Below are 20,817 nucleotides of genomic sequence, written 5' to 3'. Positions count from 1 at the left end.
GAACAGTATAAGCATCGATCATTGCGAAAGCTGACCTGAGATATAAAAAATGGCTAACAGATTTCTAATTGACGAACAGACAAAAAAAGACCTGCAACTCAGCAGTACTTTTGGACGGAGTGTTCTTGACTTTTTCAGCAACACAACGACGGACGGAGGAAGTCGGGTATTGCAAAGTTTTTTTTTATCTCCGACGACTAACTTAAACCTGATTGCGGAAAGGCATAATAAGATAAAACGTATGTTACCATTCGTGGATCATTCCTTTTATTTTGATAAATCCATACTTTTGGACCTGGAAAAGTTTTTGGTCCCAACTCCCAACGCGAAGTCTTTCCTTTATGTGCTGAACGTATTCAGAGTAAGTTCTCCAACGTATTTTTATACCAAGCGATCGATGATCGAAATCGTTGATGTATTACTTAACTTTCATCGATTTTTAGCTGTGGTACTGCAGGTTAATGACGATGCGGATATTGCCGAATATTTCGAAAAATCTAAATACTGTTTAAAAAAGATATTAAAAACCGATAATTTCCGTAGCGCTAAACTTCATGTTACTCATTTTAACTTTGATATTTATAACCATATTATTCGCTGTGATTTATTGAAGGAACTTAAATCCATTTTGGGCTTTTTGTACGAAACTGACGCCTATTTAGCAATTGCAAAATCCTTCAGGGACAAAGTCCATTGTTTTCCGGTTTTTACCAAAAAGTGGGAAACGGGGAAACTCTGTATTGCGGGATTATACCATCTTTTTCACTCGAAGCCAATACCCAACGATATTTTTATGGCGCGCTCAGAGAAGGTCTGGTTTCTTACAGGAGCCAATATGGCTGGTAAATCCTCCTTAATCAAGTCGATAGCAATAGCTGTTTACTTAGCCCATATCGGTTTTCCTGTCCCCGGCCTCGCCATGGAAACGGATGTACTGGATGGATTATTCACTTCAATCAATATAAACGATAATATAGATTTGGGCTACAGTCATTTTTATAATGAAGGGATTCGGCTTAAAGAAATCGCAGATCAGCTACAGCCTAAGTCAAATGCCCTGATCATCCTGGACGAGCTGTTTAAGGGAACGAATAACGAAGATGCTTCACTGGCAATATTTGAAGTGATGAAATTCTTTACTGTAATTGATGGGCCATTCGCGATTGTATCTTCCCATATTGCAGAGTTGGCTGAAAAGCTAAAAGGGCTGAGTAACATTAGTTTTAAAAGACTGAATATTGAGAAAGACCATGCAGGCTTACCTTTTTTTACCTATAAAATCAGTGACGGGATTGCCTATGAGCGTCTGGGAATGTGGTTATTGAACAAAAGCGGCGTATTTACTTCTTTTCAGGAATTAATGAAATAATCCTGTTTATCATCAACACGCATTTGGCATAACTATTTCTTCAGTTTGATAAGGACAATATTGTCTTTATTCCAAATCATTCTTTTTCTGCAGTAATTTTGCCGACATAAACGCTGTTCATGCTACGATTGCTTCCATCTGTCGCTGCGAAACCCAGATAGACATGAAAAATTGAGCTTTCACTGATCTTAGGTAGGTCGATCAACTGGGATCGGTGTTCGATGCTATTACCCAATAGCAGTCCATTTGATTGATCCATTGAATTTTCAGGTAGTAAGAGCGCCATGGCCCTAAAGTCAATTAATTCATGGTTCAGCAGTTCCTTAGTCATTTTGGGTTCCCATTTGATTTCGAGTTTATGGTCTACGATCTCGGTGGATGTGGAAACAATAAGATCGTCCAATCCTCTACTGATCGCAAATTTTTCATAATTGATGGCAGGCCCCTGTGCCCCCATGAGGACGGCATGTTCAAGATGATAGGACATAGCCGCATTAAAAGCGGTCATGTTTTCTGCATAATGCTGAAAACCTAAGCGGAAAAATTTTGTAAACGGGGCCAGAAAAGTTTGTGTAAAGCCAAATTTACCCCTGTTTTTTTCCTCGCTGTCCGATAGTTTTCTTTTTTTTCTGACTTTAGGAAGGGAACGTACATAGGTGATATCCTTCCATTTGCAAAATACGACAGCGCCAACTTTTCCGGAGGGGGCACCGTTTGCTCCATTATTTACTCGTGCCATAATTTTTATACTTGGTTTGAAGCTGTTAACAGACAAGTGGGGGAAAGGTTTGCTTTAACTCCTAGATTCATTGTAATTTAATAGATACAAAATAGGGATGTAATAGGGAGTTTATACGCTTTTATCCGAATGAAGTCCGAATGAGGTCCCTATTATGTCCGAATAAAGTCCCTGTTAAATTACAAGAAAGTCCCCAGTTGAATCCTTGCTGTTCCCCATCTTTTGTGTGGAAGAAGCACAGGGGGCTCCTGCTGATCTCGCAAAAAAAAACAGGCATTTCGCCTGTTTTATAGGATATCGTAATAACTATTGTAGTGATTGGTTAAAATAGGAGTATGGTGAAGACTGGAATAAGTGCAATCATCGAATACATGACGGTAGTTCTCTTTTGGAGATATAGACTGATCGATAACAAGAGTTCATTATTCGCTTTACTTTCTATTGTGCCACCATTGCCCATGACAGAAGGATTGATTTCAACTAGTTCGCCCTGTTCATCTTCGATTTTCCAGGACGACAGCCACATATTACGAGTACTCCATTTGTATTTCCTGTCAACAAGACTGATGGTTGCCCCACCTGTCCAGTTGTTGTATTCGATGTCACCGATCAGTTCACCGTATTTATTTCGTATTTCGGTATATGGATTGAAAAGTCCTTTATTGATAAAGCGATATTGATCCGAGCGGATAGAAACATTGGCATCCAGTGTCCAGTCATTGGATTCCAATGAACCTATCAGGCTATCCTGTTTATATAACTTTGATTTATTTCCCAAGAAATTGTTTTTCCAGTTGTAAATAGATCTCTTTTCCATAACTGTTCAGTTTAATCTGTTTATTTTCCACATTAGTATGGTGGCAGCGAATTATGTTACAGTTTTAGTTGAAAAAAATTGATACCTAGTTTGATACCGGGTTTAGGGTCATCCTTAATTCTAAAGGGAAAGGGCAGTGATGTACGTTAAAAAAAATGTATTTTTGTATTTAAAATCACATTACATTGACACATCAAGAAAAGTCGAGTCGGATCAGAAAGGAGATCAATCTGTCCTATCAGCAGCTAAAAAGGGCGTATCCGATATTAAAACTTCAGAACAGTATTGGATTGGTTATTTTCTTAGTGGCCATTGTTGCGATCGTTGCGGTGTCGATCGGTTGGTACAAAGCCGTTGTTCCGACTTGGCTGATGATTGTTGCGAATGCATTTTTTATGGGCGTGCTGCATGAAATTGAGCATGATCTTATTCACTGGCTATATTTTAAGAAGCAGAAAACCGTACATCATTTTATGCTTTTTAGCGTTTGGATCTTACGCCCATTGACCGTAAACCCCTGGATCCGGCGTACCTTACATCACCATCATCATAAATTTTCGGGAACATTACATGATGTGGAGGAACGTAGCGTAACCAATGGTGAACGATGGACAATCAAACGGCTGTTGACAACACCGGATGTTGTTTTGGGAGGACTGTTGCGCCTGCATCGTATGTTTAGTGATATGGATCGGGAAGTGAAGAATGGAAACCTGAAAGTGGAGACATCATCCAAATTAAAACAGATTATGTTCTTGAGTATCGTTCCCGTGACGATTTTTGCACACGTTATCCTATATTTCTTTTTTGCGGACGCGCTAATGGACTGGTTAAATGGACGATCTGTGATAGATTTTAGTTTTCCACACTATGTGGATAACATGTTGATAAGTCTACATGTGATTATTTATACGATCCTGTTGCCTAATTTACTGCGGCAGTTCTGCCTACATTTTATCACCTCCAACATGCATTATTTTGGTGATGTGGAGGAAGGAAATGTGATCGAACAGACGCAGGTGCTCAATATCTGGTGGACTTATCCGATGCAATTATTCTGTTTCTTTTTTGGCTGGACACACAGTATCCACCATTTTGTCGTCAATGAAACTTTTTATGTGCGTCATATCGGCCGTAAGAAAGCACAGGCGGTGCTGCGAAAGTATGGTGTCCGGTTCAATGACCTGGGTACTTTCAAAAGGGCTAACCGTTTTCGGGAGTTTTCAAAGTAAAGTCACTTTTTCGGTACTCCTTGTAATTGCCATGTTGCTCGTATGAAAGCGTTCCTTCTTCGCAATAAGCGGATAGATAAACCGAGAACTTGTTGCTATGACTTTTATCGACGTCCAGTTTATGTAGTACTTCGGCAACACGTTTGGGCTGATGAAAGAAATCGGAGTGGTAAACCAGTTGATCCAGTTTCTTATTGATCGAAATTCTTTCTTGTACGTCCGGGGAGAGGGAATATGGGGGGCTGAACGTGATGTCGTCCTGAAAAAATTCCCTGGGTTGAATTTCAAGGCTATGGCACAATAGCAGGAAGTTGGTCATGGTGAGGTCTCTACCTTTTTCGATGCCATTTAAAGTTCCTGTTGAAATGCCTGTCAGGTTTGACACATCTCTCAAGGAATAATACAGTTCATTACGTCTTGTACGAAAGCGTAAGCCAATCCAGTCCAGTTTAAGTTTGTTATAATCCGTCATGTAACGAATTGAATAACAATTTGTGCAAAAATTTGTATATTATTTTGTTTGAAAATTTGCTATTATATTTTTTTTCTTTAAATTCGTTATGACATGGATTTAAAAGAATATTTTATATCTAAATTGTTCTTTGTGAATATTATTTAATGATATTATTTTGTATTTATCTTAATTGTAGATGTTTGTTCTTTTATTGATAGTCTATTAATGTTGTATTTTGTTTTTGTCAATATGTTTAAAAAATTGCAAAATGACCCTATCTACCTGTGCTAGGCCTGATCTAGTGCATGCCAAATGAAAAACTCGACTTGCCCAGCTTCGGTTTTCCACAAAATCCGTCAATTTCAGCCGAGGTTGTGGCAAGTTGCTTGAAAAAGTCAACAAATGTACACTATTGTTTCATAAAGACTTGCCCAGCTCCGGTTTTCCATCAAATCCGTCAATTTCAGCTGGGGCTGCGGTAAGTCACTTATTTCTCTTTTGATGGTGCTTGTAATCTCCCTGCTTGTCGTGTTCTTTCTTCACAATAGGCGCCCAGATAAACAGTGAATTATTTATTGGCAAGTATACGCTTTGCGCTATCGGAAGCAATGAGCAAGGCTGTCGCTAGCATAATAACATCTTTTATGACCAAACGACCTGCTGCTGATAGGTAGGGGAAGCCAACGTTTGGTGAGGGTAAATCACCATCTAGTTTTGGAACAAAGCTCTCAGGTGTGGTCATGAGAAAAGTTAGGGTCACAATGGACATTCCGATCGTAAATAGGGCACCCCATAAACCTATTTTTGGAAACCAGATTCCCAACAAAGTCATCGAACCAATGACGACGATTACGAAACCTAGTAGATAAGAGAAGGTATAGGTCCCATTTTGTTGATGCCAGCTCATATTTTTCTTAACCATCAGACCTTCTGGGTTTTTGAATAGCTGATATTCGGGAACTAGTTTTCCATTTTTATCCTCGGCATATTTTCCGGTGTTGTGATAAAAGAAATTCATAAAAGGGCTATTGATGACAAATGGAACAATGCCATCCGCTTCGTATTGATACGCTTTTAAACCACCTATCCAGGCCATGACGATAAATATCGCGATGCGGGCAAAATTGATCAGGCCGTTTTGGCTTGTGGCGAGTAGGTTTACTATTTTTTCCATCTTGCTTTGTTTGATTAAAGAATAAAGCAAAATTAGGTAGGATTAGATCTTCAAAACATGGACAAATAGGGTTATAACATAGACTTTTGGACAACAATAGATAGTCCGACCTGTTCGCGAAAGATTTTTGGGGATACGCCGGTCATTTTTTTGAAAAATCTACTGAAATAAAACTCATCCAGATACTGTAGTTCAGCTGCAATTTCTTTGATGCTCTTCGGGGTCAAGTGAAGAAGTCTTTTACTTTCGAGTACAATACGTTCCTGAATGAGTGTGGAGGGCGATTTACCCCATCTTTGTTTCACTTTTTTTGTAAAAGCAGCTGAACTCAGATTGTAGTATTCTGCGTAAAAAGCGACACTTTTATGGGTTCTATACTCACTTTCCAAAAGTTGCTCAAAACCATCAACAGGATCCTTACGTGATGTGGTTGTCAAGGATAGTTTATTGGTCAATATTTTCTGTTTACTTGCAATGGCAAGGATAAGCTGGAGGTAGGTCTTTGTAATAGCCTGATCAAAGGAAGCGGACGAATATTTTAGATGATCTATTTTGTCTATGATCGCAGTAATTTCCTGAAATGCGTCTTGTGTCAACGCCACATGTGGTTGCTGGTAGATGTTGTTGAATAATAAACCATTGCAAGCTACCTCATCCTTATGATACTCGATGCAATAGAAATCACCATGAAACTTTAAAACCCGAGTATGTTCAGGTAGCTTTTCTTTAATGGAAAACAGCTGAAAAGGAGACAGGAATAAAATACTTTTCGTAACAGATCGGTAAGGTACTAAATCTATTGAAAAATGAAGTTCTTGTTCCATTAATATAATGAAATAGAAAGGTTCGGTTAGTTCCGAGCTTTCAGACAGCATTTCTGGGATTCCAACTTGGATAAGTGACGATGACATAGCGGTAAAATACAAAATTTATAATGATGAGCCTCATATAATATAATCATCAATCACCTCTATTTCTATATTCTACCTCTCGCTCATAAAATAATAGATCAAATAAAATACAATCAGCACACAAACGGCAATAATAATCGTTCGTTTGATATTGCGGCCAGCAGGTGCATCGTCTTTTTCTTCAACGGCTACAGGAGGCAATTTCTCCTCCTGCTTCTCGTGGCTATGTTCCGGGGTGTTGAATTGATTTTCCATCTTTTTAAGTGTTGTCTTTACTCCTATAACAAGTTTGAGAAGCAAATCGTTTAAAATGTTCGATTTTCGGGTTCAGCGAAGGTCGTCGTTATGGCTGAGAATCGCAGCGATGTGAATAAATAAAGAAGCAAAACGTTGTGTTTTTTAACGGATTTGCATACATTGCAGCTGCACTTAACACGAATAAACCTAAACAGCCCGTAAACTAATGTTTACCATAGCTTTCGTGTTGGATAGGTCTATGAATAAATAAAACTCATGAAAAGAAGAACACTTATCGGATCTTTAATGGCGAGCTGTATGCTATTGGCCATCAATCCGACTTTTGCGCAACAAAAAGCCGCAAAAAAAGAAATTGGCCTACAGTTATACTCTGTACGTGAAGAAATCAGTAAGAACCCGAATTTCGATCAAATTCTACAAAAGATCGCTGCACTGGGGTACACAGGAGTAGAAGCTGCGGGCTATAAAGCGGGTAAATTCTACAACCTTAGCCCACAGGAATTTAAAGCGAAAGTGGAAAAGACAGGTATGAAGGTGTTGTCTTCACACGCGACAAAAACACTGTCCCCGCAGGAACTTGCATCCGGAGATTTCTCTGAATCCCTGAAATGGTGGGATGAATGTATCGCCGCCCACAAAGCTGCCGGTATGAAATATATTGTGACACCTTGGATGGATGTACCCAAGACGATCAAAGACCTTGAAACACAATGCCGCTACCTGGATGCCGTGGGTGCAAAATGCCGCCAACAGGGAATTCTGTATGGATACCACAACCACGCACATGAATTTAAAAAGGTGGAAGATCAGGTGATGTACGACTACATGTTGGAGCATACCAACCCCCAAAATGTATTTTTTGAAATGGATGTCTACTGGGCTGTCATCGGCGATGTGAGCCCTGTGGATTATTTCAACAAGTATGCAGGCAGATTTAAAGCCTTACATATCAAAGATCACCGCGAAATCGGTCAAAGTGGAATGGTCGGATTTGATGCAATCTTTAACAATACCAAAGCAGGTGGACTTGAATATCTGTTCGTTGAATTGGAAGATACACGCAATGATATTTACACAGGGCTCGAGCAAAGTATAGACTACCTCAAAAAGGCTCCCTTTGTAAAAGCCAGCTATTCAAAATAGCCCTGAATCGGGAGAAAATTGACGGTGCTGAGACAATTGTCCGGTTGATAGATTTATTATTTTTCGGTAACTTAATGGGATCATTAAGGAATTGTTTAATCGTATTAAATCGGATCATATGAAACGGATTATTGTTGCTACAGACTATGCGGAAGAGGCCGAACATGCCTTGAGTTTTATCATGGAAGTTTTTGTGGGTAAGGAATATGAGATTATCTTATTTTCCCTTCAGAATCCTTCCATCCATGCGATGAATGCACGTCTTTCTCCCGATTCTATGTTCAAAATCTTTGAACACCAAAACAGGATTCTACAACATAAAGCAGAGGCTATCACCCAACAGAAAGGGGTACCGGTCATCCCTTACCTTGCTACGGGGCTGTTCTATGATCAGATGACAAAATGTATTCAGGAAACAGGCGCCGATCTATTGGTCATGGGTATGGCAAAACGGTCATTTGACCAGGATATGCTGGGCAATACGACGACAGCAGCCATCAGTAGACTAAAAATTCCTATTCTCTCCGTACCATTGGGAGCACAATTTACCGGCCTTAAACATATTTTATTCGCCTGTGACGTTGTTCGTGGAGTTCAAAAGGAGATCCTGGAAAAAGTAAAAGATTTTGCGGCGGACTTCAACGCGGTATTGGAAGTACTCAATATCCGTAAAACCGTAGAACAGCTTAACGAAGAAAAAGGCAATGCAACCCGTGAAGCTATCAGCGATGTGATGGGAATCGTCAGCTACTACTATAAACATGTAACGTCAAATGAAGTGGTGAAGGCCATTCGTGATGAAGTCAAAGAAAGCCAGACGGACCTTTTGGTCATGATCCCTTATAAATATGGTTTCTGGAGCTCGTTGACACATCGCAGTAAAACACGCATGATGGCTTCTGGCCTCGATGTGCCCTTGTTGACAATATCCATATAACTCCGGTTGCACTATTTTTATAGCGCTTCCAAAATTGTTGTGAAAGATGCTGAAGGATAGCATTGTTTTCTGATAGCTATGCTCAAAATAAATGAAAGCCTGTCCATATATTTTGACAGGCTTTCTTTTTCTATTAAGGTATTTTATTGTGCGAGCTATAAATGTTACTCGCGATCTGTAGAGTCTATTCTTTTCCCCAATATCTTTAAACTTCGTTCCACACCATCCAGTGTAGCAATATCGGGAAGGTTCGCCCATTCCCGGAATCCCATTTTTTCAAATAGGCTGATGCTGGTTAGGTTGTGCGCAAAGATAAAACCCAATAAGGTATGTACGCCCAGGCCTGGAGCTTTCTCTATACAGTATTGGAGAATTTGCTTGCCTAATCCGCGCCCACGCTGCTGCTCATCCAGGTAGATGCTTATTTCTACCGTAGCATCGTATGCCGGACGACCGTAAAAAGATTGGAAGCTGACCCAGCCGACAATAGTATGCTGATCCTCTACCAGCCATAGCGGTCTCTTGGACGGGCTATGTTCGTCAAACCATTTCTGTCTGCTTTCCACCGTTACCGGACTGGTATCGGCAGTGACCATTCTGGAAGCAATGGTGGTATTGTATATCGCTACGATACGAGGTAAATCTTCTTGTATAGCGTCACGAAATCTTAACTGGCTCATGTTATATGCTGTTTAGAACTTAGGTCAAAAATATTGGTTTTACCTTATAGTTGCTGTATGTTGATCAAGTTTTTCTTTTGTTTTACATTTCAGGAAATAGGTGATAAAAACAAATATTACACTAATTTGAACAATTATTTCTCCTGAATATGGTAGAATTTACTCATCTTAGGGAAGGCAAATAGCTATTCTGTCTGCTGAAATTATAAACCTAAATGTAGGCGGAGCGATGTCTGCAGTTCAATAATTCCCAACCGCATTGCTCTACGGGATATTTGGGCTGTACCAATTATTTCTTTGGATTTTATCGTATCATTATGGATCAACAACAAGCTAAACAGTCCATCCGAATCCGCTCAATGGATGTCATGCGGGGTATGACGCTATTTCTGATGTTATTTGTCAACGATCTATTCGCACCTGGTGTCCCGCAATGGCTATTGCATACCAAAGCTGATGTCGATGGCATGGGGCTGGCAGACTGGGTGTTTCCGGGATTTCTTTTTATGGTCGGAATGGCTGTGCCATACGCAGTGGCTGCCCGTGAGAAGCTGGGGGAATCTACCCGGTTGATATATATGCATGTGGTTACCCGCACGGCAAGTTTAATCCTTATAGGCGTCTTGATTCTTAACGGTGGGCGTGTGGATGCTTCATTGACGGGTATGTCCAGCTTTTTGTGGTTGGGTCTCCTGTACCTTTGTGTGTTTCTGATCTGGAATAAATATCCAACAGCATTGGGCAATCAAGCTCTATTTAAAGGACTGCGTTTGCTCGGAGTCTTGGGGATCTGTTATCTGGTTTACTGCTTTAAAGCTGCTGGGGGCAAAGGCTTGGAGATCGGTTGGTGGGGAATCTTGGGATTGATCGGATGGGGCTATTTTGCTGCAGCCACGACATTTCTGTTAAGTCGGGGAAAGCTCCCTTTTGTAGTATGCTTTTGGTTATTGTTTCTCGTGCTGAATATACTGTCACAGACAGCGCTCAAATTGCATATTCCGATCATCGGAGACTACCTTGGGGTGCTGTTGTCGGGCAATGTGCCTTGTATTGTATTGGCGGGGACAATCATTGGTATTTTGATCAAACGGTATGCTGCCACACCTAAACTACTTTTACCTTGGATGCTGATTATTGGATTACTATGGTTGAGCGGTGGATTTATACTGCGCTCCTGGTTTATATTCTCCAAGATTCAAGGCACACCAAGCTGGGCATTACTCTGTTGTGGTATTAGCCTGCTTTTACTGCTTGTTATTTACTATATAATCGATATCCGGAAATACCATATAGGAATATTTGTCTTTGAAGAGGCTGGAAAAAATTCTTTGACAACTTATCTTGCACCTGATTTAATTTATTTTATCTGTTGGGGATTGCAGATTCCTTTGTTTTTCTACAAGCAAACGGGCAATATGCTACTGGCCGTCGGTGGTTCGCTGGTATGGGCTTTTGTGATGCTCTGGTATGCCATTTTATTGAAAAAGATAAATATCTATTTAAAACTTTAAACAGGAGCCAGGTCCTTACTTGTTTTTCATGTTAACTTGAACAGGGGATCCATTTATAGATTCAGAATCAGTGCTGTTTATTATCTAAATTATAATATATATGAAACCTAAAAATCTTGTAAATCCGCGCAGGTTACTACACGTTTGCTTAATGGTGATCAGCTTATGGTTAATGGCCGTCAGTCCGCAACGGAGCTGGGCGGTAGAAAAACATAATAAGGTAGTGATTGCTTATGTGACATCCTGGTCAACTGTCATGCCGGATCCCGCGTATTTGACCCATATCAACTATGCTTTTGGACATGTAAACGATAGCTTCGACGGCGTTCGTATTGATAATGAAACAAGATTAAAAAGCATCACTGACCTAAAGAAGAAACATCCGCACTTGAAAGTGCTGCTGTCCATCGGTGGCTGGGGGAGTGGTCGTTTTAGTGAAATGGCTGCCGATATCGTTCACCGGGAGAAATTTGCCAAAGACTGTGCACGGGTTGTAAAAGAGTTCAAACTTGATGGCATCGATATCGATTGGGAATACCCCACCAACTCTTCTGCGGGTATTTCCGCAGGGGAGGCGGATACGGAGCATTTCACCCTGCTGATGCGGGATATCCGGAAAACTATCGGTAAGAAAAAGCTATTGACACTTGCTTCGGTATCAAGTGGTCAATATATTGCCTTTGATCAGATTAAAAACGATGTGGATTTTGTGAATATCATGACTTATGATTCCGGAAATCCACCCTACCATCATGCAAGCTTGCATCGTTCAGCGCTATCGGGGCGTACCACCTGTGCTGAAGCTGTCAAAGCCCATATCGCTGCTGGTATGCCTGCCGAAAAACTGGTGCTCGGTATTCCGTTTTATGGGCGGGGAAATAAAACGGATATCAAGGGATTTATAGACTATAAGGATCTCCTGAATTTGCAGGGCTTTGAACAGAAATGGGATGATGTAGCGAAGGCGCATTACCTGGTCAATGCCGAGGGAACATTGGTGCTGACTTTTGAAACACCGGAATCCATTGCGCTGAAATGTGCTTATGTACATGAGCTGGGCCTGCTGGGGGCGATGTACTGGGAATATGCCGGTGATACAGAAGGGGGAGTATTACGGGATGCGGTATATCGAGGGATCATCAGATAAAAGATTCGCTAAGGATACAATGAAAAACCGGAATTACTGGTTTGTCTGTCAGGTTATTTGATTGACAAGCAGTGATTCCGGTTAGGGGAGCTTCTTAGCCGTCTATCTTATTTTGCTAGCGGTCAGAATACTGTCCATTTTTGACTGGACTGTCCTGAAGCGATCACGGTTTCGATAAATTTCATACCCCTCGTTCCATCCTCCACAGTAGGAAAATCCAATAGGGCCTCGGAGGGGGTAGTACCGTTTATTTTCGCGAGAATTGTGCCCGAAAAGTTCCGATAGATATTGGCAAATGCTTCAACATACCCTTCTGGATGTCCAGCGGGTAGACGGCTGTTGTGTTGCGCGAGCGGGCTGAGATACTGTTGTCCTGCACGGAACAGCTGGGCAGGCGCATTCAGTGGTTTCAGTAAGAGCGTGTTGGGATCCTGCTGATTCCATTCCAAACCGGCTTTTTCACCGTATATCCTGATTTTTAACGCATTTTCTTCGCCAGCAGCTACCTGTGAGGCCGAGAGCACGCCGGTTGCTTCATTTTCAAATCCCAGCAATACATTACCGTCATCTTCCAGTCGTCTCCCTGCAACAACTGTTCGGAGATCGGCGCATACCTTGGTTATTTTTAAACCTGAAATGTATTCCACTAAATGGGCTGCATGTGTGCCAATGTCTCCCATACAGCTACTTAGGCCTCCTTTTGCGGGGTCTGTGCGCCAGGCGGCCAAGGGAGATTCGTTCTCGATCAGGGTGCTGAGCCAGCCCTGTGGATATTCGACCATAATTTTGCGAATGTCACCGAGCGCGCCTTCACGCACGAGCTGACGTGCCTGTTTGACCATGGGATAGGCCGAATAGGTATAGGTAACGCAAAGCAGCAGTCCCGTTTCATTGACTTTCTGTTTTAATAACTCCGCTTCTTTCAGGCTGAATGTCATGGGCTTTTCGAGCAGCACATGAAAACCATGTTCGAGGGCGAGCATCGCTGGTTCGAAATGGGCTACATTTGGGGTTACGATACTTACAAAATGCATCCGTTGATCAGCCGGTAACTCACTTTCGCGTAGGATCATTTCCCGAAAATCCCTATAGATCCGATCTTCAGGGAGCGAAAGTAATTGACCGGATTCTTTTGCTTTGACAGGATCGGAACTTAGCGCTCCGCAACATAATTCGACCTGTCCATCTATACCTGCGGCCATACGGTGCACGGCTCCGATAAATGCATTTTTGCCGCCGCCAACCATGCCCATTCTGATTTTTCTGATTTCCATGTTACTTGTATTTTTAGGCTATTACTCCTCTGATAAACCAATCAATTTGCGGTTCAGGTTATTGTCGCTGCCGGCAGAAGCAAAATTGTCAAATGCCTGGTCACTTACCCGGATGATGTACTCCTTGATATGCTGGGCTCCCTCGCGTGCCCCATCCTCAGAATTTTTAAAGGCACATTCCCACTCCAGGACTGCCCAGCCCTGAAAGTTATATTGTGTGAGTTTGGTGAAGATTGCTTTGAAATTCACCTGCCCATCGCCAATCGAGCGAAAACGGCCGGCTCTTGCCTGCCAGTCCTGATAGCCACCATAGACCCCTTGTCGGCCAGATGGGTTGAATTCGGCATCCTTGACATGGAACATTTTGATACGTTCGTGATAGATGTCGATGAACTGTAGATAATCGAGGCATTGCAGTACAAAATGTGAAGGATCGTACAGGATATTTGCCCGCTTATGATAATTGACTTTTGCGAGGAACATGTCGAAGGTGATGCCGTCATGCAGGTCTTCCCCCGGATGGAGCTCATAGCAGAGGTCCACATCGTATTGTTCGCAGACATCCAGTATGGGAAGCCACATGTTGGCAAGCTCAGTGAACCCTGTTTCGATCAGATTCTCAGGCCGTTGTGGCCAGGGGTATACGTAGGGCCAAAGAAATGCGCCGCTGAAGGTTGCGAGGGCTTTCAAACCTAAATGATGAGAGGCTTTGATCGCATAATGGAGCTGTTGTACAGCCCATTGCTGTCGTTCTTTGGGTTTATTATGCAGCTCTTGTGGGGCGAATGCATCGAATAGTGGGTCAAAAGAAGGATTTACGGCGATCAGCTGCCCTTGGAGATGTGTGGATAGTTCGGTGATCTCCAGTCCATAGGATTGCACGGTGGCCTTAAGCTCGAGTGCATAGTCTTTGTCTTCCGCGGCTTTCTGTAGATTGATCAATCGCGCGTCCCAAGTGGGTATCTGAATTCCCTTGTAACCGATGGAGGCTGCCCATGCACAGATACTGTCCAGTGTATTGAAAGGTGCGTCGTCGCCGGCAAATTGTGCCAAAAAGATAGCCGGTCCTTTAATTGTTGTCATAAAGCTTTTTTTTGGTGAAACAGGTGACCCCGTGGGGCGACCTTATAGTTTTCTGTTCGTTGTTTAAGCCCAGGATTTATCCCCTTTTTTATAGGGTACATCGCCACTATACCAGCCCGGAGCGACATTATAGCGCCGCGCTTTGGTGTAACCGATCTGGGAAGAGAAATAGCCCAAGAGGGTCAGCTGATAAAACATCGTGAAATAGTGGGATTCTCCTTTTTTTGCGATAAAATCTTTTGCTTCTTTACTGATCGCAGTCAATAATTCAAGCCGCTGTTCGGGGCTGGCTTTCATGAAGCCCTGTTGGTGCATTTTGTTGCAGGCTTCGTCCAGTTTATTGATGCCTTCTAAAAAGGTTTGCTGATCCATAGACTCATAGCAGTCATTGACGATAACCGTCATCAAAGCGCCGACCTTGGCTGCCTTTGCACCTGGGCTCTTTTGCGTAGTGGGAAGTATGGTCTCAGCGACTTCATCTAAGAATGCTACCTGTTCCGGATCAAAAGCAAGGGGATTTTTTTGATCGGATGTTTTGCTTGAATTACAGCTAGTCAGCAGGGCATTGCCGCCGATAACTGCTCCTCCGGTAAGCAGGGCAATCATCTTTAAAAGTGTTCTTCTTTCCATTGCCTTAAATATTGTTTTTTTTCAATTCATTGACGGCGTAGTCAACGGCCCGCGCTGTCAATGCCATATAGGTCAACGAGGGGTTTTGGCATGCGGAAGAGGTCATGCAGGCCCCATCTGTGACAAATACATTGGGGCAGTCCCAAACTTGGTTCCACTTGTTGAGCACCGAAGATTTGGGATCGAGTCCCATTCTTGCCGTTCCCATTTCGTGGATGCCGTGGCCAACAGCGTGACCGCTGTCCCAGCCGGAAATATTTTTGACTCCCAGGGCTGCGAGCATTGCTTTTGTCTCTTCGAGCATGTCCTTTCGCATCCTTAGTTCATTTTCTTTCAGTTCGGCATCCATTGATAATACAGGTAAGCCCCATTTGTCCTTTTTGTTTTTATCCAATGAGATTTTATTTTCATGATAGGGAAGCATCTCGCCAAAGGCTGTGGCACCGATGGTCCATTGGCCGGGCTCACTGATGGCATCTTTGAAATCGCCACCGATATTCAGTTCGGCGATATGTCTGCCCCAGCCTTCCCTGCTTGCGCTGCCCTGATAGCCAAAACCGCGCAGGTAATCTCTTTTATCCTCACCTATATTGACGAATCGCGGGATGTAAAAGCCATTGGCCCTTTGGCCGGATACATAACGGTCTTCGAAGCCATCGATTGTTCCCGAAGCGCCGATATTGTAGTGGTGGTCCATCACATTATGGCCTAATTCTCCGCTACTGCTACCGAGACCTTCGGGCCAGATATCCGTGGCGGAGTTAAATAGAATCCAGGTGCTATTGAGGGATGATGCGCATAGAAACACCACCTTACTTTTGAACGCATAGGTTTGATTGGTCTCGGTATCTAAAACCTCAACGCCAGTGGCCTTTTTGGTATCCTTGTCGTATAATACCTGTTTAACCAAAGAGTAGGGGCGCACAGTGAGGTTACCGGTCTTCATTGCCGCAGGTAATGTAGAAGATTGCGTACTGAAATAGCCTCCATAGGGACAGCCTTCCCAGCAACGGTTTCTAAATTGACATTTTGTACGGCCGGGGATCATGGCGGTTAGATTCGCTGTTCTGCCGATAATGAGATGACGTTTTCCGCCATAGACTTGCTTGATGCGTTTAGCCACATCTTTTTCCACACAATTGAGTTCCATGGGGGGAAGGAAATGTCCATCTGGCAGATGCGGGATATTTTCTATTGAACCGCTGATTCCTGCAAATTTTTCGACATGATCATACCAGGGGGCAAGATCCCTGTAACCAATGGGCCAGGGCACTGCGATTCCGTCACGTTCATTGGCTTCAAAATCCATCTGGCTCAGTCTGTAGGATTGTCGGCCCCATAGGGTGGAGCGTCCGCCCATACGGTAGCTGCGCCACCAGGTAAATGGCTTCAATTCGGTATAGGGACAATCTTCTTCGTTGACCCAGCCATCCATTATTGCCTCAGATGCGGCCCAACCACGGTGGATAATAGGATATTTTTTTTGCTGTTCAAGCGTAGTTCTTCCCCGGTGCGGAAGATCCCAAGGATTTTTCAGGGCAGAGGTATAATCTTTAATATGTTCATAAGGACCGCCACGCTCCAGCATGAGGACTTTTAATCCTCTTTCGCAAAGCTCTTTTGCCGCCCATCCGCCACTGATACCCGAACCTACGACAATAGCGTCATACCTATTCGTTTCCATACTTGATCGTTATTGGAGTTGTGTTCATAATTAGTTATTGGGTTTATAGGGTATTGCCATACCCGCCTACAGTTTAAACCATATTTCTGTAGTGTGAGATAAATTTACTGGATCGTTCAAGCATCTTTCAACTGCTATTTGGGTGAAAAAATATGCTATCTTGCTATTTTTTAGGTTTATAATTGTATCTTATGTGTTTAGATAGCAGATGTATTCGCTAATAGCAAGTTTATCATGAAAACCCTGATCCAGAAAATACATGTTGAAGAACAGTATTCTTTTGCCTGTCGTACTTACAGAACGCCGACTTTTGAAACGGCCTGGCATCGACATCCCGAATGTGAGCTGATCCTGATCACAGAAGGTAATGGGACAGCACTTATTGGTGATTATATAGGCGATTACAAGCAAGGGGACGTGTTTTTTCTTGGGTCGGATCTGCCGCATTGGTTTCGTAAATCCAAGCCGGATGCCATGGGAAGTGCTATTGTGGTTCATTTCCTGAAAGACTTTTGGGGCGCGGGATTTCTGGCGCTGCCCGAGATGCATGTGATCGCCGGATTGCTGAAAAATGACAGCACAGGAATCCAGCTGATAGGCAATCTCTCGAAAGAAATTGATCGCATGATCCGGCAAATAGAAAATGCGGAGGGACTCCAACGGATTCAGTTATTATTGAACTGTATGGAACGGATTGGATCATCAGATGAGCAGAAGGTGATTACGATGGCTTTCGATACCATCGCCGGTAGAGAAGAAAACATGGTTATCGAAGCAATAATAGATTATTCCTTTAAGAATTTTTTAAATCCTATTTCACTGGAGGAGGTCGCCTCCGGTACGAATATGTCCGTTTCGTCATTTTGCCGCTTTTTCAAAAAGAATATCAAAAAGAGCTACTTTGATTTTATCAAGGAACTCCGGATCGGTCATGCCTGTAAACTGCTGCGCGATACAGACCGGCCTATTCTTGATATCTGTTATAATAGTGGCTATAATAGCTGGGCGCATTTTAGCAAACAATTCAAGGTGGTGACAAAGGTGTCGCCCTTAAAATATAGAAAGCAGTTTCGCGTGGGATAGCAGTTTAAGAAGAAAAGCCATACTCAATGTTGAATATGGCTTTTCTAGTGGAGCTGGAGAGATTCGAACTCTCGTCCAGTCATGGTACTGTATACGCTTTCTACATGTTTAGCTTCTCTTTGATTGTCGGGCGAGGGAAGGTGAGTCGCTTACCTATACCGTACGCCGTAGTTGCTGTTTCTCACAAGTGCTTAGCAACATCACACTTGCCAGTTCTATTGTTCGATGCCCCGAATGTTAAACCAAAGAACAGGATCTAACGGGACAAATAGCTATGTTAAGTCTAACTTAAGCAGCTAAGGCGTAGTTTTCTTCGCCAGTTATAATTCTGAAAGTTCAGATTAAAGTGCTCTACTAACAACGCACTACATGCTTACATAACCGTCTCCATCCTGTCAATTCCGGTCAACCCCAATTATGTCTTACAAAGATACGACTTTTTTGATAATAAATCAACAGAAGGTTCTTTCTAGCCGATAAATTGAGGGAAACGAGGCTGTTAAGCCTGTTTATAGGCTATAAGAAAACCCCAGCTATTTTATCTTCTGGGGTTTTATAAAAGTTGCATGCTGCTTATTTAAGTAAGCCTGCCCGTTTGAGTAGAGGCTCAACAGACGGTTCCTGTCCTCTAAAGCGCTTATAGAGCAGCATTGGATGTTCTGTGCCGCCTTTGGATAAGATGTTGTCCTGAAATTTATGGGCAATATCGGCGTTGAAAATACCGTTTTGTTTGAAATAATCAAACGCATCGGCATCCAGTACTTCGGCCCACTTGTAGCTGTAGTAGCCTGATGAATAACCGCCATTAAAAATATGGGAGAAGGCTGTACTCATCGCATTCTCTTTTACATCGGGATACAATTTTGTGGATGCGAATTGTTCATCTTCGAATGTTTTTAAATCAGCAATAGCGCTTGGGTCCTGTCCATGCCAGCCCATGTCCAATAAACCAAAGCTCAATTGGCGCATGGTGGCCATTCCTTCCAGGAAAGATGCACTTTCGCGTATTTTTTCAACCAGCTCCATGGGAATCACTTCGTCGGTTTCATAATGTTTGGCAAACAATTCCAACGCCTCTTTTTCGTAGCACCAGTTTTCCATGACCTGACTTGGCAATTCAACAAAATCCCAATAGACAGAGGTGCCGGATAAAGTTGGATAAATCGTGTCAGCTAGCATGCCATGTAGGGCATGACCGAATTCGTGAAATAGAGTTGTTACCTCCTGAAAGGTTAATAGGGAAGGCTTAGTCGCTGTTGGACGGGTGAAATTGCATACGATAGATACATGCGGACGCTCTTGTTTGCCATTTTGCACATACTGTGGCTTGAAGGATGTCATCCAGGCACCATTTCGTTTCCCTTTACGTGGAAAGAAATCGGCATAAAAGATAGCGACCAATTCGCCATTATCTTTGGTGACTTCAAAGGTCTGTACTTCTTCGTGGTAGGTTTCTATATCCTTGACTTCTTTGAAATTGATTCCAAACAGACGGTGGGCAACCTCAAACGCACCATTTAATACATTTTCGAGCTTGAAATAGGGCTTAAGCTTCTCGTCATCCAGATTAAAACGTTCTTGTTTTAGTTTTTCCGCATAGTATGCTCCATCCCATTTCTCCAGCTGTTCGATGCCGTCCAGTTTCTTAGCAAAAGCACTTAATTCAGCAAATTCACGCTGCGCGGCTGGTTTCGCCTTTGCGAGCAGATCGTTTAGAAACTCGGTTACCTTCGTCGGATTTTGTGCCATACGCTCCGCTAGCACAAAGTCTGCATGTGTTGCGTAACCTAATAATTTGGCGCGATCAAAGCGTAGTTTTACGATTTTCAATACGTTTTCAATGTTATTATATTCATTGTCCTGAAAAGCCTTGCGTCCTGCGGCCAAGGTGATTTCCCGACGCAATTCGCGGTTGTCGGCATAGGTTACGAAAGGAAGGTAACTTGGGAAATCCAGGGTAAATAACCAGCCTTCTTTTTCATTGGCTTTGGCCAATGCATAGGCAGCTTCAATGGCTCCCTCCGGAAGTCCAGCCAGATCTTTTTCCTCAGTAACCAGCAGTTGATAAGCATTGGTTTCCGCAAGGACATTCTCCCCGAATTTTAATTTTAAAAGCGATAGTTCAGCATCAATTGCACGCAACTGTTCTTTCTGCTCATCGTTCAACAACGCTCCATTACGAACAAAATCCTTGTATGATTTTTCCAATAACGTTGTTTGCTCTGCTGTAAGCGTCAGTTGATCTTTTTGATCGTAGACAGCTTTTACACGTTTGAACAGGTCAAAGTTTAAGGTAATATCATTACCTAAAGCGGATAATTTTGGGGCAACGTCCTGCGCGATCTTTTCCAGTTCATCATTAGTTTCCGCGGAATGCAGGTTGAAAAAGATACTGGACAATCTATCTAAGGTCTGTCCGGAATAAGACATCGCTGCAATGGTATTGTCAAATGTAGCTGCTTCGGGATTGTTGACGATGGCGTCAACTTCACCTTTTGTTTTTTGGATCGCTGCGTCAAATGCAGGGATATAATCTTCGTTTTTTATCTGTGAAAACGGAGCGGTATCATGCTTCGTTTTGAATTTTTCTGTTAAAATACTCATAAAGGTAAATGTAATAAATATTTATCTGAAGCACTAAAATCAATGTAAATTATGTGCTGGGGATGATATTTTCTAAAAATGGGTATC

19 protein-coding genes and 1 other RNA gene are annotated in these 20,817 nt (G+C 42.6%); 7 read left to right on the top strand and 13 right to left on the bottom strand.

All coding sequences use genetic code 11. From position 1 onward, the window contains the following. Positions 1-49 precede the first annotated feature (49 nt). The gene (locus BWD42_RS16735) at positions 50-1,369 is read left to right on the top strand and encodes a MutS-related protein (RefSeq protein WP_077437546.1); all 1,320 of its coding nucleotides are present in this window, start codon (positions 50-52) and stop codon (positions 1,367-1,369) included. 76 nt (positions 1,370-1,445) lie between these two features. On the opposite strand, the gene BWD42_RS16730 is transcribed toward BWD42_RS16735, so the two are convergent. Together BWD42_RS16730 and BWD42_RS16725 are read right to left on the bottom strand one after the other, a co-directional pair. Continuing rightward, positions 1,446-2,108, bottom strand: coding sequence for a DUF6266 family protein (locus tag BWD42_RS16730; RefSeq protein ID WP_077437545.1), 663 nt, complete (start codon positions 2,106-2,108; stop codon positions 1,446-1,448). 322 nt (positions 2,109-2,430) lie between these two features. Then, positions 2,431-2,925 carry a hypothetical protein gene (locus BWD42_RS16725; protein WP_077437544.1) on the bottom strand — a complete coding sequence of 165 codons (495 nt, stop codon included), beginning with the start codon at positions 2,923-2,925 and terminating at the stop codon, positions 2,431-2,433. Between the two features lie 185 nt (positions 2,926-3,110). Here BWD42_RS16725 and BWD42_RS16720 point away from each other — a divergent pair, with 185 nt between their 5' ends. Then, a complete protein-coding gene (locus BWD42_RS16720) occupies positions 3,111-4,157 on the top strand; it encodes a fatty acid desaturase (protein WP_077437543.1) in 1,047 nt (348 codons plus the stop codon). Here the strand turns inward: BWD42_RS16720 and BWD42_RS16715 are convergent. The 4 genes from BWD42_RS16715 to BWD42_RS16700 all read right to left on the bottom strand — a co-directional run bounded on the left by BWD42_RS16715 (position 4,129) and on the right by BWD42_RS16700 (position 6,951). Continuing rightward, a complete protein-coding gene (locus tag BWD42_RS16715) occupies positions 4,129-4,629 on the bottom strand; it encodes a helix-turn-helix domain-containing protein (RefSeq protein WP_077437542.1) in 501 nt (166 codons plus the stop codon). The genes BWD42_RS16720 and BWD42_RS16715 overlap by 29 nt on opposite strands. Before the next feature lie 550 nt (positions 4,630-5,179). Continuing rightward, positions 5,180-5,785, bottom strand: a complete 606-nt coding sequence (locus BWD42_RS16710) for a DUF417 family protein (protein WP_077437541.1) — start codon at positions 5,783-5,785, stop codon at positions 5,180-5,182. A gap of 71 nt (positions 5,786-5,856) precedes the next feature. Then, the gene (locus BWD42_RS16705; RefSeq protein WP_077437540.1) at positions 5,857-6,696 is read right to left on the bottom strand and encodes a helix-turn-helix domain-containing protein; all 840 of its coding nucleotides are present in this window, start codon (positions 6,694-6,696) and stop codon (positions 5,857-5,859) included. A 72-nt stretch (positions 6,697-6,768) separates the two neighbouring features. Beyond that, positions 6,769-6,951 (bottom strand): hypothetical protein, encoded by a 183-nt coding sequence (locus tag BWD42_RS16700; RefSeq protein WP_077437539.1) that lies wholly within the window; start codon positions 6,949-6,951, stop codon positions 6,769-6,771. Positions 6,952-7,209: 258 nt separating this feature from the next. On the opposite strand from BWD42_RS16700, the gene BWD42_RS16695 reads away from it, so the two are divergent. Both BWD42_RS16695 and BWD42_RS16690 read left to right on the top strand, forming a co-directional pair. Beyond that, a complete protein-coding gene (locus BWD42_RS16695) occupies positions 7,210-8,097 on the top strand; it encodes a sugar phosphate isomerase/epimerase family protein (RefSeq protein ID WP_077437538.1) in 888 nt (295 codons plus the stop codon). Between the two features lie 118 nt (positions 8,098-8,215). Next, positions 8,216-9,034, top strand: coding sequence for a universal stress protein (locus BWD42_RS16690; RefSeq protein WP_077437537.1), 819 nt, complete (start codon positions 8,216-8,218; stop codon positions 9,032-9,034). Positions 9,035-9,198: 164 nt separating this feature from the next. On the opposite strand, the gene BWD42_RS16685 is transcribed toward BWD42_RS16690, so the two are convergent. Further along, positions 9,199-9,714, bottom strand: a complete 516-nt coding sequence (locus BWD42_RS16685; RefSeq protein ID WP_077437536.1) for a GNAT family N-acetyltransferase — start codon at positions 9,712-9,714, stop codon at positions 9,199-9,201. Between the two features lie 317 nt (positions 9,715-10,031). Between BWD42_RS16685 and BWD42_RS16680 the strand changes: the two genes are divergently transcribed. Together BWD42_RS16680 and BWD42_RS16675 are read left to right on the top strand one after the other, a co-directional pair. After that, positions 10,032-11,225, top strand: coding sequence for a DUF5009 domain-containing protein (locus BWD42_RS16680; protein WP_077437535.1), 1,194 nt, complete (start codon positions 10,032-10,034; stop codon positions 11,223-11,225). Positions 11,226-11,325: 100 nt separating this feature from the next. Then, the gene (locus BWD42_RS16675) at positions 11,326-12,372 is read left to right on the top strand and encodes a glycoside hydrolase family 18 protein (RefSeq protein WP_217700093.1); all 1,047 of its coding nucleotides are present in this window, start codon (positions 11,326-11,328) and stop codon (positions 12,370-12,372) included. A gap of 122 nt (positions 12,373-12,494) precedes the next feature. On the opposite strand, the gene BWD42_RS16670 is transcribed toward BWD42_RS16675, so the two are convergent. The 4 genes from BWD42_RS16670 to BWD42_RS16655 all read right to left on the bottom strand — a co-directional run bounded on the left by BWD42_RS16670 (position 12,495) and on the right by BWD42_RS16655 (position 17,043). Next, positions 12,495-13,646, bottom strand: a complete 1,152-nt coding sequence (locus BWD42_RS16670; RefSeq protein WP_077437533.1) for a Gfo/Idh/MocA family protein — start codon at positions 13,644-13,646, stop codon at positions 12,495-12,497. A gap of 21 nt (positions 13,647-13,667) precedes the next feature. Further along, complete coding sequence (locus BWD42_RS16665) at positions 13,668-14,729, bottom strand: sugar phosphate isomerase/epimerase family protein (protein WP_077437532.1); 1,062 nt, start codon at positions 14,727-14,729, stop codon at positions 13,668-13,670. Positions 14,730-14,792: 63 nt separating this feature from the next. Next, on the bottom strand, positions 14,793-15,359 hold the full coding sequence (locus BWD42_RS16660; protein ID WP_077437531.1) for a gluconate 2-dehydrogenase subunit 3 family protein: 567 nt from the start codon (positions 15,357-15,359) through the stop codon (positions 14,793-14,795). Between the two features lie 4 nt (positions 15,360-15,363). After that, the gene (locus BWD42_RS16655) at positions 15,364-17,043 is read right to left on the bottom strand and encodes a GMC oxidoreductase (protein ID WP_077437530.1); all 1,680 of its coding nucleotides are present in this window, start codon (positions 17,041-17,043) and stop codon (positions 15,364-15,366) included. 234 nt (positions 17,044-17,277) lie between these two features. Here BWD42_RS16655 and BWD42_RS16650 point away from each other — a divergent pair, with 234 nt between their 5' ends. Then, positions 17,278-18,126 (top strand): AraC family transcriptional regulator, encoded by an 849-nt coding sequence (locus tag BWD42_RS16650; RefSeq protein ID WP_077437529.1) that lies wholly within the window; start codon positions 17,278-17,280, stop codon positions 18,124-18,126. A gap of 45 nt (positions 18,127-18,171) precedes the next feature. On the opposite strand, the gene ssrA is transcribed toward BWD42_RS16650, so the two are convergent. Together ssrA and BWD42_RS16640 are read right to left on the bottom strand one after the other, a co-directional pair. After that, positions 18,172-18,539, bottom strand: a transfer-messenger RNA (tmRNA) gene (gene ssrA / locus BWD42_RS16645). Between the two features lie 160 nt (positions 18,540-18,699). After that, positions 18,700-20,730, bottom strand: a complete 2,031-nt coding sequence (locus tag BWD42_RS16640; protein ID WP_077437528.1) for a M3 family metallopeptidase — start codon at positions 20,728-20,730, stop codon at positions 18,700-18,702. Between the last annotated feature and the right edge of the window lie 87 nt (positions 20,731-20,817).

The sequence above is a fragment of the Sphingobacterium sp. CZ-UAM genome, from assembly GCF_002000245.1.
GTDB lineage: Bacteria > Bacteroidota > Bacteroidia > Sphingobacteriales > Sphingobacteriaceae > Sphingobacterium.
The sequence above is the reverse complement of the archived record's forward strand: the minus strand, read 5'-3'. Positions and strand labels throughout refer to the sequence as shown.